19 protein-coding genes are annotated in these 13,649 nt (G+C 73.8%); 9 read left to right on the top strand and 10 right to left on the bottom strand.

Translation table 11 applies throughout. The features are described from left to right. Positions 1-5 precede the first annotated feature (5 nt). Positions 6-281: a hypothetical protein gene (locus EUA93_RS02035; RefSeq protein WP_129398298.1), complete on the top strand. Its 276-nt coding sequence runs from the start codon at positions 6-8 to the stop codon at positions 279-281. A gap of 7 nt (positions 282-288) precedes the next feature. Here the strand turns inward: EUA93_RS02035 and EUA93_RS02030 are convergent, their stop codons facing one another. Further along, a complete protein-coding gene (locus EUA93_RS02030; protein WP_129398296.1) occupies positions 289-846 on the bottom strand; it encodes an LOG family protein in 558 nt (185 codons plus the stop codon). 43 nt (positions 847-889) lie between these two features. Between EUA93_RS02030 and EUA93_RS02025 the strand changes: the two genes are divergently transcribed. Next, complete coding sequence (locus EUA93_RS02025) at positions 890-1,090, top strand: hypothetical protein (protein ID WP_129398294.1); 201 nt, start codon at positions 890-892, stop codon at positions 1,088-1,090. On the opposite strand, the gene EUA93_RS02020 is transcribed toward EUA93_RS02025, so the two are convergent. After that, positions 1,087-1,596: a metallophosphoesterase family protein gene (locus EUA93_RS02020; protein WP_129398292.1), complete on the bottom strand. Its 510-nt coding sequence runs from the start codon at positions 1,594-1,596 to the stop codon at positions 1,087-1,089. The two genes, EUA93_RS02025 and EUA93_RS02020, sit on opposite strands and share 4 nt — an antisense overlap. A gap of 36 nt (positions 1,597-1,632) precedes the next feature. Here EUA93_RS02020 and EUA93_RS02015 point away from each other — a divergent pair, with 36 nt between their 5' ends. Continuing rightward, positions 1,633-2,577, top strand: coding sequence for an NAD(P)/FAD-dependent oxidoreductase (locus EUA93_RS02015; protein WP_129398290.1), 945 nt, complete (start codon positions 1,633-1,635; stop codon positions 2,575-2,577). Here the strand turns inward: EUA93_RS02015 and EUA93_RS02010 are convergent. The 3 genes from EUA93_RS02010 to EUA93_RS02000 all read right to left on the bottom strand — a co-directional run bounded on the left by EUA93_RS02010 (position 2,564) and on the right by EUA93_RS02000 (position 4,607). Continuing rightward, positions 2,564-2,929, bottom strand: coding sequence for a nuclear transport factor 2 family protein (locus EUA93_RS02010; protein ID WP_129398289.1), 366 nt, complete (start codon positions 2,927-2,929; stop codon positions 2,564-2,566). The two genes, EUA93_RS02015 and EUA93_RS02010, sit on opposite strands and share 14 nt — an antisense overlap. A 68-nt stretch (positions 2,930-2,997) precedes the next feature. After that, the gene (locus tag EUA93_RS02005) at positions 2,998-3,987 is read right to left on the bottom strand and encodes a CU044_5270 family protein (protein WP_129398287.1); all 990 of its coding nucleotides are present in this window, start codon (positions 3,985-3,987) and stop codon (positions 2,998-3,000) included. Continuing rightward, positions 3,984-4,607 carry an RNA polymerase sigma factor gene (locus tag EUA93_RS02000; RefSeq protein ID WP_129398285.1) on the bottom strand — a complete coding sequence of 208 codons (624 nt, stop codon included), beginning with the start codon at positions 4,605-4,607 and terminating at the stop codon, positions 3,984-3,986. Before EUA93_RS02000 ends, EUA93_RS02005 begins: the two co-directional genes overlap by 4 nt. Positions 4,608-4,686: 79 nt before the next feature. Here EUA93_RS02000 and EUA93_RS01995 point away from each other — a divergent pair, with 79 nt between their 5' ends. Continuing rightward, positions 4,687-5,532 carry a DUF1707 SHOCT-like domain-containing protein gene (locus tag EUA93_RS01995; protein WP_129398283.1) on the top strand — a complete coding sequence of 282 codons (846 nt, stop codon included), beginning with the start codon at positions 4,687-4,689 and terminating at the stop codon, positions 5,530-5,532. On the opposite strand, the gene EUA93_RS01990 is transcribed toward EUA93_RS01995, so the two are convergent. Continuing rightward, complete coding sequence (locus EUA93_RS01990) at positions 5,529-6,329, bottom strand: DinB family protein (RefSeq protein ID WP_129398281.1); 801 nt, start codon at positions 6,327-6,329, stop codon at positions 5,529-5,531. The two genes, EUA93_RS01995 and EUA93_RS01990, sit on opposite strands and share 4 nt — an antisense overlap. A gap of 55 nt (positions 6,330-6,384) precedes the next feature. Between EUA93_RS01990 and EUA93_RS01985 the strand changes: the two genes are divergently transcribed. After that, positions 6,385-7,251 carry an alpha/beta fold hydrolase gene (locus EUA93_RS01985; RefSeq protein WP_129398279.1) on the top strand — a complete coding sequence of 289 codons (867 nt, stop codon included), beginning with the start codon at positions 6,385-6,387 and terminating at the stop codon, positions 7,249-7,251. A gap of 1 nt (position 7,252) precedes the next feature. On the opposite strand, the gene EUA93_RS01980 is transcribed toward EUA93_RS01985, so the two are convergent. After that, complete coding sequence (locus tag EUA93_RS01980; RefSeq protein ID WP_129398277.1) at positions 7,253-7,468, bottom strand: amphi-Trp domain-containing protein; 216 nt, start codon at positions 7,466-7,468, stop codon at positions 7,253-7,255. A 141-nt stretch (positions 7,469-7,609) separates the two neighbouring features. Here EUA93_RS01980 and EUA93_RS01975 point away from each other — a divergent pair, with 141 nt between their 5' ends. The 3 genes from EUA93_RS01975 (at position 7,610) to EUA93_RS01965 (ending at position 9,847) form a co-directional block, all read left to right on the top strand. Beyond that, the gene (locus EUA93_RS01975; protein ID WP_242497204.1) at positions 7,610-8,143 is read left to right on the top strand and encodes a SigE family RNA polymerase sigma factor; all 534 of its coding nucleotides are present in this window, start codon (positions 7,610-7,612) and stop codon (positions 8,141-8,143) included. Continuing rightward, on the top strand, positions 8,140-8,901 hold the full coding sequence (locus EUA93_RS01970) for a hypothetical protein (protein WP_129398275.1): 762 nt from the start codon (positions 8,140-8,142) through the stop codon (positions 8,899-8,901). The genes EUA93_RS01975 and EUA93_RS01970 overlap by 4 nt, the downstream gene beginning before the upstream one ends. Before the next feature lie 91 nt (positions 8,902-8,992). Then, positions 8,993-9,847: a helix-turn-helix transcriptional regulator gene (locus tag EUA93_RS01965; protein WP_129398273.1), complete on the top strand. Its 855-nt coding sequence runs from the start codon at positions 8,993-8,995 to the stop codon at positions 9,845-9,847. 1 nt (position 9,848) lies between these two features. On the opposite strand, the gene EUA93_RS01960 is transcribed toward EUA93_RS01965, so the two are convergent. Both EUA93_RS01960 and EUA93_RS01955 read right to left on the bottom strand, forming a co-directional pair. Next, a complete protein-coding gene (locus tag EUA93_RS01960) occupies positions 9,849-10,745 on the bottom strand; it encodes an oxidoreductase (protein ID WP_129398271.1) in 897 nt (298 codons plus the stop codon). A 79-nt stretch (positions 10,746-10,824) separates the two neighbouring features. Continuing rightward, on the bottom strand, positions 10,825-11,973 hold the full coding sequence (locus EUA93_RS01955; protein ID WP_129398269.1) for an acyl-CoA dehydrogenase family protein: 1,149 nt from the start codon (positions 11,971-11,973) through the stop codon (positions 10,825-10,827). Between the two features lie 79 nt (positions 11,974-12,052). Here EUA93_RS01955 and EUA93_RS01950 point away from each other — a divergent pair, with 79 nt between their 5' ends. Next, positions 12,053-12,574 (top strand): hypothetical protein, encoded by a 522-nt coding sequence (locus EUA93_RS01950; protein WP_129398267.1) that lies wholly within the window; start codon positions 12,053-12,055, stop codon positions 12,572-12,574. A gap of 27 nt (positions 12,575-12,601) precedes the next feature. On the opposite strand, the gene EUA93_RS01945 is transcribed toward EUA93_RS01950, so the two are convergent. Beyond that, the gene (locus EUA93_RS01945; protein WP_129398265.1) at positions 12,602-13,642 is read right to left on the bottom strand and encodes an LLM class F420-dependent oxidoreductase; all 1,041 of its coding nucleotides are present in this window, start codon (positions 13,640-13,642) and stop codon (positions 12,602-12,604) included. Positions 13,643-13,649 lie beyond the last annotated feature (7 nt).

Below are 13,649 nucleotides of genomic sequence, written 5' to 3'. Positions count from 1 at the left end.
GGCGCATGACCGAGCCCGAGCGCACCCGCACCCCGGAGCAGGCGGCCGCGTGGTCGAAGGTCGAGGAGGAGCGGCGCAACGCCGGTCCGCGGCCGCCGGCCGGTCCGGGCGCGGCGGCGCTGGCACGCGTCGTGATCGGCGTCCTGGTCGTGGCCGCCGCGCTGACGGCGTACTTCGCCATGTCGCCCGACGTGCCGGACGACCGGACCGACGTGCTGCTCCTGGTCGGCCTCGTCGGCGGGGGAGCGGCTCTGGCCGCGAGCGCGCTGCCGCGCGACTGAGAGGCGGTCAGCCGCGTCCACCCCGCGCGGCCGACGGGCGCGCGAGCGCCTCGCGCACGGCCGGCACGACGTCGTCGACCGTCGCGACGCAGCGCGCGATCGCGACGTCGGCGGGGTCCGCGACGAGGTTCGCGCCGACGACGTCACGCACGGCCTCCCACGACCGACCGACCATCACGAGCTGGGCGGCGCCGGGCTCGGTCTGGGCAGCGCCCCACACCATCGCCGCCTCGGCGAGGGTGCCGATGCCACCGGGCAGCGCCACCACCGCGTCGGCGGCCATCAGCAGGCGCAGCCGCTCGGCGTAGTCGGCCGCCCACCGGACCTCGGCGTTGCTCTCGTGCGGCGCGAGGTGCGTCCACGCCGACATCGGCAGCCCGACGGTGTGGCCGCCGGCCGCGGCGGCGCCCGAGGAGGTCGCGCCCATCAGCCCGCCGTACCCGCCGGTCACGACGGTCCAGCCCTCCGCCGCGAGCGCCCCGCCGAGGCGTACGGCGTCCTGGTAGGCCTCGTCGTCCGGCCCGAGCCGGGCGGACCCGATGACGGCGACCTCGATGCTCTCCATGCGGCGAAGCCTCGCACGGGCCCCGTGCGGGTAGGTTCGAGAGGTGTACGACGACTACGAGAAGTGCTCGGTGTGCGGCTCCGAGGTCCGGCTGGTCCCCCACCCCGGCTCGGACGGAGGCGCCACGGACGGCCCGGCCGGTCCGCGGGAGGGCTACGTCGGCGCGGGGGACGACCCGGTCGACGTGCGCCGCTGCACCAACGACGACTGCCCGACGCGGAAGGCCGACGGCCCGGACGCCTAGACCCGTCGCGGCAGCCGGTGCAGGGTGACGTCGCGGAGCTCGCCGTGGGCGGCCGTCGCGGTCAGGTAGGTGCAGTGCGGCTGGCGCCGCCGGTCGGTCGGTGAGCCCGGGTTGAGCAGCCGCAGCCCGGTGGCGGTCGTGCTGTCCCACGGGATGTGGCTGTGCCCGAAGACCAGGACGTCGAGATCGGGGTGGAGGGCGCTCATCCGCTCCTCGCGGCCCCTCGCTTGCCCGGTCTCGTGCACGACCCCGATCCGCACGCCCCCGACCTCCACGCGCGCGACCTCGGGCAGGCGGGTGCGCAGCTCGCCGTGGTCGTTGTTGCCGAAGACCCCGACGAGGCGGCGCGCACGTGAGTCGAGCTCGTCGAGGAGGCCCACGTCGACCCAGTCGCCGGCGTGCACCACGACGTGCGCCGCGTCGACGGCCGTCCACACCTCCGCCGGCAGGTCCCGGGCCCGCACGGGCAGGTGGGTGTCGGCCAGGATCAGCAACGAGGTGGTCATGCGGCCAGTCCAGCACCCGCGGCCTAGGGTCGTGGCATGGCTGACGTCGTGGTGGTGGGTGCCGGCATCGCGGGAGTCGCGTGCGCGCGGGAGCTGCGCGCGGCCGGGATCGACGTACGCCTCGTGGACCGCGGGCACGCCGCCGGTGGCCGGATGGCCACGCGCGGGCTGTGGGAGCGGCGCGTCGACCTCGGGGCGTCCTACTTCACGGTGACCGAGCCCGGGTTCGCCGCGGTCGTGGAGGACTGGTCCGAGCGCGGGCTGGCCCGCGAGTGGACCGACACCTTCTGCCTGCTCGACGGCGACGACGTCTCGGTGAAGCCGGGGCCGGTGCGCTGGGGCGCGGCGCAGGGCATCCGGTCGCTGGTCGAGGACCTGGCAGCGGACCTCGGACCCGAGCGCCACGTCGTCGAGTCGATCGCGGACCTCGACGAGCCGACCGTCGTGCTCGCCATGCCCGACCCCCAGGCGCGACGCCTCGTGGGGGCGCACCCGATCGCCGACCTGCTCGACCGTGCCTGGGAGCCGGTGATCGCCCTGGCCGCCCGGTGGGAGGAGCGCACGTGGGACCCGGTGAGCCCGACCGGCCGCTTCGACGGCGCCTTCGTGCACGGCGACGAGGTCATCGACTGGATCGCCGACGACGGCCGGCGGCGTGGCGACGACGCGCCGGTGCTGGTGGCCCACTCGACCGCCGCGCACGCACAGGCGCACCTGGCCGATCCGGACGCCGCGGGTCCGGCGCTGGTGGCGTCGTTGCGCGAGCACCTCGGCCTGGCCGACCCGGCCGCGACCCACGTGCACCGCTGGACCTACGCCCGTCCCACGGGGGAGCGCGACCTTCCCCACGCCCTCGCCGGGGACGACCGGCTCGTCGGGGTGTGCGGCGACGGCTGGGGCGCGACCCCCAAGGTGGAGACGGCCTGGCTCTCGGGCGTGCTGCTGGGACGCGAGCTCGCCGGTCGGCTCAGCGGGGCCTGAAGCCCGAGCACATCACCCGCAGGTGCTCGATCCGGTCGGTGCCGCGGTAGTAGGCCTGCTGCTCGGCGACGTAGGCCCCGTCGGGGCAGGCGAGGTCGAAGCGGTAGCTCACGTGCGCGGTGTCGGCGACGTCGAGGCCGTCCTGGACGTCGACGACCTGCTCGATCGTGTCGGAGTCCTCGAACCACGACCCGAGGACGGTCTCCACCACGTCGTCCGGGGTGCTGCCCTCCCAGGTGCGCCCGGGCGTGAGCCCCTTGAAGTCCACGTCGTCGGCCAGCAGGGCACGCATCGCGGCCCCGTCCTTCGCGGCGATGGCGTGCGCCAGGCGGCTCCCCAGGGTCTCGGTCATCGCGCCAGTGTGCTCCCGACCAGCCCGCTGCGTCACCCCGTGCGGGGGCCGCTCCCCAGGACTGGTGATCAGGTCGACGAGCCGGGCTCCTGGCCGGCCCGGTCGACGACGGCCGTCTCGAGCACGGCGGTCGCGCCGAACAGGGTGTCGGGAGAGCCGTCGGCATGCGTGAAGAACCACCGCGTGCCACGCAGCTCGAAGGTCTCGGCGTCGAAGACCCACGTCGTCCGGGTGTGGAAGCGCTCGTCGGCGCGGCTGATCCCGATGCCGCGACGTCCGAGCGCGTCGGTCGCCCCGCGGTCGACCTCGACCCCGTCGATCCGCGTCACGGCGCGGTAGAGCGCGGCCGCCGTCGTCGGCGGCAGCAGCTGCTCGGAGACCAGGTTGCCGACCACGTCGAAGGTGGCCTGGTCCTGCGACTGCCCGTCGACGGGCACGGCAACGTGCTCGAGCGCGTCGAGCAGCGCGTCGGGGTCGGTGGGCAGCGCGGCCAGCCAGGCGTACGTCGGACGGCGGGCGCCGGCGGGCGACGGACCGCCCGACTCGATCGGCCAGTCCTGGCCGAGCTCGCGGATCACGTCGTCGCGCCAGCCGAAGGCGCCCGGGTCCTGGCCGAGCCAGATCTCGCGCGTGTGGAGGTCGCCGAGCGACACGGCGCCGCCGAAGGTGCCCTCGTTGGTCAGCGCGGCGCTGCGGGTGTAGACGAACTGGTCCTCGCGCACGACCGGCGCCGCGGTCGCGAGCGCCCGGGCGGCCGCACGGTCGAGCACCCGGACGGCGGCGGCCGACGCGAGGACGGGGCGGTCGACGGTCGCGGTCGGGGCGGGGGAGGTGCCGGTGAGGGCGAGCACCGCGACCGCGGCGACGGCGGTGGCGCACGCCAGCACGGTGGCGGGCGCGGCGACCGCGAGGACGACACGCCGGCGGGCCTCGTGGCGGCCGATGGCGCCCTCGACCCGGGAGTGCAGCCGGTCACGGTGCCCGGAGGTCAGGGTGATGTCGTGCGGGGCGGGGTGCGAGCTGCGGAGCTCGACCAGGTCGGGGGAGAGGTCGGTCACGGTCGTCCTCCTCGGACGGAGCGGTCGGCAGGATCGGTGGGGTCGGTGTGGTCGGCGGTGTCGGCGGTGTCGGCGGTGTCGGCGACGAGCGCGCGCAGCCGGGCGCGAGCGCGCGACAGCCGTGAGCGGACGGTGCCGACCGGGACGCCGAGCGCCTCGGCTGCCTCGGCGTAGGACAGCCCGGACCACACGCACAGCGCGAGGACCTCGGCCTCGGCGCGCCGCAGTGAGCCGATCACCCGCGCCGCCTGCGCCAGCACCTCGGCGTCGTCGAGCCGCTGCACCGCCTCGTCGGCGAAGTCGGGCACGACCTCCTCGCGCGGGCGTCGCGCCAGGAAGGTGACCAGCCGCCGTCGGCTGCGTCGGGCGTTCAGCGCCTGGTGGGTCGCGATGCCCCACAGCCACGGCTTCAGCGGTCGGTCGTCGTCGGCGACGAGCTCGCGGGTGCGCCATGCGGCGAGGAACGTCTCGGAGGTGACGTCCTCCGCGGTCGCCCAGTTGCCCGTCAGGCGGTGCGCCAGGGTGAAGACGCCGTCGACGTGCTCGGCGTACACCGCGTCGAACGCGGCCCTGTCTCCCTGGCGCAGCCTCCGGCGGAGGTCACGGTGTCCTGTGCTCACGACCCTCTACTGTCCGCCGCGGCCGGGGGGTTCCCGACCTGCCACCGGAATCCTCGCGCACGTCGCTAGAGTCCGCGTCGTGGCCGGCCCCGACATGCGCGCACGCGACTCTGACCGCAACGAGGCGATCGAGGTCATCGAGGCCTCGTGGACCGACGGCCAGCTCACCCGCGAGGAGTACGACGCCCGCACGACGCAGGCGTTGACCGCGAGGACGCTCAACGACCTCGAGCGGCTCGTGCGCGACCTCCAGGAGCCCGGCAGGAAGCGCGTCCGGGCGAGCCTCACGCGCCTCGCGGAGGTGCGGGGCGCGCCTGCCCCCACCGGGACCCAGGTGGCGACGGCCGCGGGCCTCGCCGGGTTCGCCCGCAGGTTCGGCGTCGGCGTGGTGGTCGTCGCCGTCGCCGCGGTGGCGGTGCTCGTCGTCCTGCCGTGGCTGCTGCGCGGGTCGTCGGGCGACGTCGACGTCGACGGCACGGCGGCCCCGGTGGACCTCCTCTCCGCCCAGGGCTTCCGCACGTTCGTCGACGCCCTCGAGGCGAGGTCGGGCGACACCGTGGTCTTCGGGATGAACGTCGGCAACGAGAGCTACGGAGGCGTGACCGTGCCCGTCGACGCGGCGAGCGACCGCTCCGTGCAGTGGACCTGGCGTGACGCCGGGTTCGAGGAGGGCGAGCTGACCGGCACCGAGATCGACCCCGTCCGGTTCGACCTGTCGCGCATCAAGCCGGAGGCGATCCCGGACCTCGTCGACCAGGCGGGTGCGCTCATCGAGGAGCCGGACCAGTTCTACCTGACGGTCCGGCCCGACGAGTACGCACCGAAGGCGGAGTGCTACCAGATCAGCGCCCACAACCGGTTCAGCGAGGTCGCCCGCCTCAGCGTCGCGTGCTCCGGACGGGTGCTCGAGGTCGATCCCGGCTAGAGCCGGGCGAGGTCGCGCTCGGCGTAGAGCCGGTGCTCCCACTCCTCGTTGAGCACGACCTTCAGGCACTGCGCGACGTCGAGCCCCGAGGCCTCGGTCATGAAGGGCGTCGCCGAGGCGACCTCGCGCGACAGCCCGGCGTCGGTGAGGTCGTCCAGCACTGCCTGCACCGTGGCCCGGCGCTGCGCGCGAACGTCGAGGACCTCGTCGAGCGAGGGGCGCACCTCGCGGTCCCACGGCACGCCGTCGACTGCGGGCGCCTCGTCCCAGGGCAGGTCGAGCGGGTGCCAGGGCGAGGGGTCGGCGAGCACGATCCCACCGACCCAGCACGCGTGCGCGAAGCCGAGGTGGCGCAGCGTCTCGACGAACGACCACTCCTCGTCGACCTGCTCGTGGAGGCTGGCGGCTGGAAGGGCGCGGGCCTTCTCGACCGTTCCGGCCCAGAGCCGGTCGAGGGTCTCGAAGGCGAGCCGGAAGCCGGCGACGTCGGTCGGCGACATCAGCGTGCGCTCGGGCATCCGCCGGTTCAGCTCGGCCTCGACGAGCGGCGCGACGTCGACGCCGTTGACGACCAGCCGGACGATCTCGCCGTAGATCTCCATGTCGGGCACCTCGACGCCGGTCATCCGGACGCCGTTGAGCCAGGCCGCGCGGACCCGCAGGTCGCTGAGGTCGGCGTCGCGGACGTCGGCGCCGGTCAGGCGCACCTCGCGGTAGGTCGAGCGGCTCAGGTCGACGCGCTCGAAGGTCGAGCCGGAGAGGTCCTGCTCCCTGAATTCGTGCCCTGTCTCGGTCATGGGACCAACCTAGGGACGGTTGCGGACGTTCGGCGACCGGATCGATCATGGCTGCATGACCAGCCACACGATCGACGTCCCCGGCGCCACCCTCCACTACGAGGTCATCGGCGACCCGGCGTCCACCGACGACCTGCCCCTGCTGCTCGCCGGCTCGCCGATGGACAGCTCCGGCTTCGCCAGCCTCGCCGCGGGGCTCGCCGGCACCGGCCGGGTCCTCGTGCTCACCGACCCGCGCAACGTCGGTCGGAGCACGCGCGAGGACGACACCGCCGCCGTCACGCCCGAGCAGCACGCCGAGGACCTCCACGCCGTCATCGGGGCGCTCGGCGGTGCGGTCGACCTCTTCTCGTCGTCGGGTGCCTCGGTCAACGCGCTCTTCCTCGTCGCCGCGCACCCCGACGACGTACGCCTGCTGGTGGCGCACGAGCCGCCGATGGCCGCACTGCTGCCGGACGGCGACGCCATCGGCAGGTCGTGCGACGAGATGGTCGCGCTCTACGACTCCTCCGGCATCGGCCCCGGGATGGCGCTGTTCATCACCCTGGTGATGCACCGCGGCCCGTGGACGGGCGAGGAGCCGATCCCGGACCCCGGGATCTACGGCCTGCCGGGCGCAGACGACGGCGCCCGCAACGACGGCCTCATGGCCAACATGCGGGGCGAGGGCTGCACCCGCGTCCCCGACCTCGACGCGATCCGGGCCGCCCCGACCACGGTCGTCCTCGGTGTCGGCGAGGAGTCCGGCGGACCCGAGGACGGCGAGATCGCCGGCCGCGCGGCACACGCCGTCGCGCGCGAGCTCGGCGTCGACGCGGTCGTCTTCCCCGGCGGCCACAACGGCTTCCTCGGCGGGGAGTACGGCCAGACGGGCAAGCCGGAGGAGTTCGCGGCGAAGCTGCGCGAGGTCCTCGAGGGGTGACCTACCAGGTCAGCTCGATCTCGACCTCGTTGTCGTCACCGAGCTCGACCTCGACCTTGAGGTTCACCTGCTCGGGGACGGCCACCGTGATCCGTCCGCCGTCCCGGGCGAACTCCACCGAGTTGTGCTTGGCCAGCGAGTCGGCGAGGGCGCGCAGCCGGGCTGCGGCCTCCTCGCGGCTCATCGTGCGGGTCTCGTCCATCTCGAAGAGGTCCATGCCCCGACGGTAGCCAGCGCACGGAAACTCCGCGTGCCGGCCGGGCCGTGCAACCCCCGGGACGCCCGCGCCCGTCATGGTGGGTGACAGGGGGCCCGCGCCGGGTCCCCGCCCGACCGGGGCCGACCACCAGGGGGACACGTGCTGAAGGACGCCGAGCGCGACGCCGAGTTCTCGGCGTTCGTGGCCGAGCACCGAGGGGCGTTGCTCCGCATCGCCCGCCTGCTGGCGGCCGGTGACGACGCCCGGGCCGAGGACGTCCTGCAGACCACCCTCACGCGGCTCTACGTCGGGTGGCGCCACGTCCGTCGTGCCGACAACCGGCTCGGCTACGCGCGCACCAGCCTCACCCACGCGTTCGTCGACGAGTCGCGTCGCGCTCACCGCCGGCGCGAGCTCACCACGAGCCGGCCGGCCGAGGGGCTCGACGGCCCCGACCCGGCTGCTGCCGATCCCGACCTGCGCCAGCTCGTGGTCGCAGCACTCGCCGACCTGGGCCCGCGGCAGAGGGCCGTGGTGGTGCTGCGCCACTGGCTCGACCTGGACGTCGCCGAGACCGCCCGCGTCCTGGGCTGCAGCACGGGCACGGTCAAGTCGCAGAACGCCCGCGCCCTGGAGCACCTGCGCAGCAGGCTCGGCCCCAGCATCCACCCCGTCCCCGAGGAGTCCACGTGAACGACATCGACCAGCCCCACGAGCCGAACCGGATCGACGACCGGGGTCTCCACGACCTCCTCGACGACGTGGCCGGGCCCGACGCCGGCGGTGCACCCGAGGTGCCGCACGACCTGGCCCGCGCCCGTACGGCGCTGCGGCACCGCCGTCGCCGGGCCTACTCGCTGGGCGCGAGTGGCCTGGCGGCCGCGGCCGTGCTGTCGATCGGGACCGTCGCCATCATGACGGGCGCGCAGGACCCGGCCCCGACGACCTCGCCCTCGCCTCCTGCGCCGTCGGTCCCCGTCGAGTCGCCGGACCCGGCCTCGCCCACGCCCTCGCCCGAGACGTCCGCCTCCGAGGAGCCCGTGGTCGTGCAGGAGGTGCGGCTGGTGAACCAGGCGCTCACCGCGGGGCCCTACACCTTCGGCACCACGCCGCAGGGCTGGGAGGTGCAGAACAACGACCCGCTCGCCGTCACCATCGGTCGCATCGGCGACCCGGACACCGACGCCGGATCGTTCGTGGGCAAGCTGGTGATCATGCTCGACGACCTGCCGCTCGGCGGTGGCGAGCACGTGACGCGGGAGGGACGCGACCTCGTGGTGCGCGACAACGGCGACGGCTACACCACCATCTCGGTGGCGACCCGGCCCGGGGAGCCCGGCACGACCGTGCGCATCCAGTTCCCCGCCGAGCTCGGCTGGACGCGCGACGCCGCGCTGACCTTCCTGTCCAGCGTCGAGGTCGGGCCCGACGCGCTGCCGGTGGTCGGCTGAGCCTGGCCCGACGAGGAATGGGCCGAGGGTGGGAACAGCAGGCCCACCCTGGTGCCGTACGACGCTGGGCCCGGGCTGCGACACTCGGAGCGTGGACCTCAACGGGCTCGGCTCGCAGCTGAAGCTGTGGCGCGACCGCACCACGCCCGCCTCGGTCGGACTGCCCACGCAGAAGCGGCGGCGAGCACCCGGGCTGCGGCGCGAGGAGGTCGCCCAGCTCGCCGGCGTCTCGGCCGACTACCTGGTGCGCCTCGAGCAGGGGCGCGCGCGACACCCGTCCGTGCAGGTCGTGCAGTCGCTCGCCCGGGCGCTGCGCCTCGACGCGGGCGAGCGCGACGTGCTCTACCGGCTCGCCGGGCACCTGCCGCCCTCGCCGTCGCGCATGGAGCGGCACGTGCCGCCGAGCGTGATGCGGCTCGTCGACCGTCTGGGCGACACCCCGGTCAGCGTGATCGACGCCTCGTGGCAGACGATCATGCAGAACCGCGCGGCCGCCGCCCTGTTCGGCGACCTGACGGGTGAGTCCGAGCGCGGCCAGAATCGCGCGTGGCGCACCTTCATGGACCTGCCCGGGATGGGTCGCTTCGAGCCGCAGACCCGCTCGATGGTCGGGCGCGACGTCGTCGCCGACCTGCGGGCGGCGCTGCTGCGCCTGCCCGACGACCCCGACCTCGGGGCCCTCGTGGCCGACCTGCGCCGGGAGAGCCCGCGCTTCGCCGAGCTCTGGGAGACCACCCCGGCCAGGCCGCGGGGCGCGCAGCGCAAGACGCTCCACCACCCGGTCGTCGGGTGGATGACCCTCGACTGCGACAAGTTGACGGTCAACGACGGCGAGCTGCAGATCGTGGTCTTCACCGCCGAGCCCGGCTCGCCCGACGCCGAGGCGCTCGCGCTGGCCGTCGTCGTCGGGCTCCAGGAGATGGGTGAGGAGCTCACCCCGGCCTGAGTCAGTGGCCGACGGGCCGGGGCTGCACCTGGTCGAGCCGGGCCAGGTCGTCCTCGTCGAGGACGATGTCGAGGACGGCCATGTTCTCCTCGAGGTGCGCGACCGAGCTGGTGCCGGGGATCAGCAGCACCCGGTCGTACTGCGCGAGCAGCCACGCCAGCGCGACCTGGCTGGCGGTGACGCCGTGCCTGGCAGCGACGCTCGAGACGTGCTCGTCGGCCGCGAGGGCCGCTGGGCCGCCGGTGAAGGCGGAACCCAGCGGGAAGTAGGGCACGTAGGCGATCGAGCGCTCGCGGCACACCTCGAGCACGTCCTCATCGGTCCGGTCGAGGATGCTGAACGCGTTCTGCACCTCGCCCAGACCGACGAGCTCGTGTGCGCGTCGTACGGTCTCCGCGGTGACGCTGGAGACGCCGATCAGGTCGATCTTGCCCTCGTCGCGCAGGTCTGCGAGCGCACCGAGCTGGTCCTCGAGCGCGGGCTCGACGCGGTCCGGGTCGTCGCGCTCGAAGCGACGCAGGTTGACCAGGTCCATCCGCTCGACGCCGAGGGAGCGGAGGTTCTGCTCGACCTGGTGCTTGAGGTCGGCGGGCTCGGCGCCGGGCACCCACGCGCCCTGGTCGTCGCGGGTGGCGCCGACCTTGGTGACGAGCCGGAGGTCCTCGGGGTAGGGGTGGAGCGCCTCGCGGATCAGGTCGTTGACGACGTCGGGCCCGTAGAACTGCGCGGTGTCGATGTGGTCGACGCCGAGCTCGATCGCGCGGCGCAGCACGGCGCGCGCACCGTCGGGGTCGGCCGGCGGTCCGAAGACGCCGGGGCCCGCGAGCTGCATGGCCCCGAAGCCGATGCGGTGGACGGGCTTGTCGCCCAGGAGGGAGGTGGTGCTGTGGTGGGTCATGCCTCCACCGTGCGCCGGTCCGCGACGCGGGACCAGCGGACCCGTTGTCATGGGAACGGGAGTACCACCCTGGCGCGCCTCACAGCCCGAGCATGCGCCCGATGATCTCCTTCTGGATCTCGGTCGTGCCGCCGTAGATCGTCTGGATCCGCGAGTCGGTGTAGGCCTTGGAGATCGGGTACTCGTCCATGTAGCCGTAGCCGCCGTGGAGCTGCACGCCCGCGTCGACGACCCGCTTCTGGAGCTCGGTGGTCCACCACTTCGCCATCGCGGCGAGCGCGGTGTCGGCCTCGCCCGCGTTGAGCCGCAGCACGCAGTCGTTGATGAAGACGCGCGCGATGTGTGCCTCGGTGGCCATCTCCGCGAGCACGAAGCGATTGTGCTGGAACTTCCCGATGGGCCGTCCGAAGGCCTCGCGCTCCTTGGCGTAGGCCAGGCACAGGTCGAGGACGTGCTCGATCGCGGCGACCGCGATGCACCCGATGGAGATCCGCTCCTGCGGCAGGTTCTCCATCAGCGAGATGAAGCCGGAGCCCTCGGCGCCGAGGAGGTTGGCCTTCGGTACCCGTACGTCGGTGAAGCTGAGCTCGGCGGTGTCCTGCGCGTGCAGGCCCATCTTGGCGAGGTTGCGGCCGCGCTCGAAGCCCTCCATGCCGCGCTCGACGACGAGCAGCGAGATGCCCTGGTGGCCGGCGTCGGGGTCGGTGCGGCAGACCACGACGACGAGGTCGGACAGGATGCCGTTGGAGATGAAGGTCTTCGACCCGTTGAGGACGTAGTGGTCGCCGGCGTCGACCGCGGTCGTCCGGATCCCCTGGAGGTCCGAGCCGGCCCCCGGCTCGGTCATCGCGATCGCGGTGACGATGTCGCCGGACACGCAGCCGGGCAGCCAGCGCTGCTTCTGCTCCTCGGTGCCGAGGGAGGAGAGGTAGGGGACGATGATGTCGGTGTGCACGGCGAAGCCCGGCCCGCTCGCACCTGCTCGGGCCGCCTCCTCGGCGAGCACCATGTTGTAGCGGAAGTCCTTGATGCCCGGCCCGCCGTAGGCCTCGTCGACGTCGAAGCACAGCAGCCCGCGCTCGCCCGCCCTGCGCCAGACCTCACGGTCGACGATGCCGGCCTCCTCCCACGAGGCGTGGTGGGGCACGACCTCCTTGTCGAGGAAGGACCGCGCGACGGCGCGGAAGTCCTCGTGCTCCTGCTCGAGGATGCTGGGGCGCTCAGGCATGGGACCTCCGATCGGCCGGGGCGTCGGCAGGCCCCGGTGGGGTGAGCCGCGCCCGGGTGGGCGCGCCTACGTTGGCGAGATGAGCATCGTGAGCACGACCGTCCGCGCGACCCACCTGGTGACCAACGCAGCCTGGTTCGGAGGCTCGCTGATGGGGGCGGTCGGGCTCAACCCGGCCTCGCGGGAGCCCGACACCGAGCGTGAGCGCGTGGAGGTCTCGGGGACGGGCTGGGAGCGGTGGGGTCCGGTCCAGGGAGCGGCCGTCGCGCTGCACCTGGTGAGCGGGCTGGCGATCGTCGCCGACAACCGCAGGCGGGTCGTGGCGCACCCGCCGACCACCGTTGCGGTCGGCCTCAAGACGGCGCTCACCGCGGCAGCCGTCGCGTCGAGCGCCGCGGCCTACGTCTACGGCACCCGGCTCGGCGACGCGTCGGGAGAGGACGGTCATCCGCGCGATGCCCGGGCAGCCGACGAGGCTCGACGCAAGGTGGCGTGGCTGCAGTGGACGACCCCGGCGCTCACCGGCTCGCTCCTCGTCCTCGACGCGGTGCTCGGGGAGCAGCAGCGCGGGACCGCGGGGCTGCTCGACCGTCCGTGGTGAGGACTCCCGGCCGGCGGGCGCACACGCTCAGGACACCCATTCCTTGAGCTGGGCCACGGTCGCGGCCGGGTCCTCGGTGGCGGGGACGACGGTGAGATCGGTGACCCCTGCCTCCTCGAAGGCGGCGATCCGCTCCTTGACGTAGGACGCGGGGCCGACGAGGTTGGCCGCCTCGAGCCACTCGGCGGGGACGAGCGCCTCGGCCTCCTTCTTCTTGCCCGAGAGGTAGAGGTCCTGGATCTCCTCGGCCTCCTTCTCGTAGCCGTAGGCGCGCGCGACGTCGTTGTAGAAGTTCTTGCCCTTCGCGCCCATGCCGCCGACGTAGAGGGCGAAGAGCGGGCGCGCGAAGTCGAGCAGCGCCTTGGTCTCCGGGCCCTCGCCGATCGCGACCATGCCGCCCGCCATCACCTGCAGCGGGTCGAGGCCGGGCAGCCGCTTGGCGTTGCCGGCCGCGAGCGCGTCGCCCCAGACGAGGTGCGCCTTCTCGGGGTGGAAGAGGTGGGGGATCCACCCGTCGGCGATCTCGGCGGTCTGCTCGACGTTGTTCGGGCCCAGGGAGGCGATCCAGATCGGGATCGTGTCGCGCTCGACCTTGGTGAGGATCTTGAGCGGCTTGCCGAGCCCGGTGACGGCGCCGTGCTCCTTGGTGAGCGGCAGGTGGAAGACGCCGTCCGAGGTCAGCGGCTCCCGCTTGAGTCCACGACGGACCAGGTCGACGACCTCGGCGGTGCGGGCCATCGGCTTGCTGTAGGGCACGCCATGGAAGCCCTCGATCACCTGCGGACCGCTCACGCCGAGGCCGAGGATCGCGCGGCCCCCGCTGACGTTGTCGAGGCCGGCGGCGGTCTGCAGCAGCGCGCCCGGGGTGCGGGAGTAGATGTTGAGGATCGCCGAGCCGATCTTCACCGTCTCGGTCCTGGCCGCGAGGTAGCCCATCAGCGTCGGTGAGTCGAAGCCGTAGGCCTCCGCGACCCACACGCTGTCGAGGCCGGCCTTCTCCAGGGCGACCACCTGGTCGGCCGCGGTGCGGGGGTTGCCGTCGTACATCAGGGAGGTGGCGAGGCGCATGCCGCAA

Origin of the sequence: Nocardioides oleivorans, from assembly GCF_004137255.1 — a bacterium.
GTDB classification, from domain to species: domain Bacteria; phylum Actinomycetota; class Actinomycetes; order Propionibacteriales; family Nocardioidaceae; genus Nocardioides; species Nocardioides oleivorans.
This window is presented reverse-complemented; position numbering and strand designations above follow the sequence as displayed.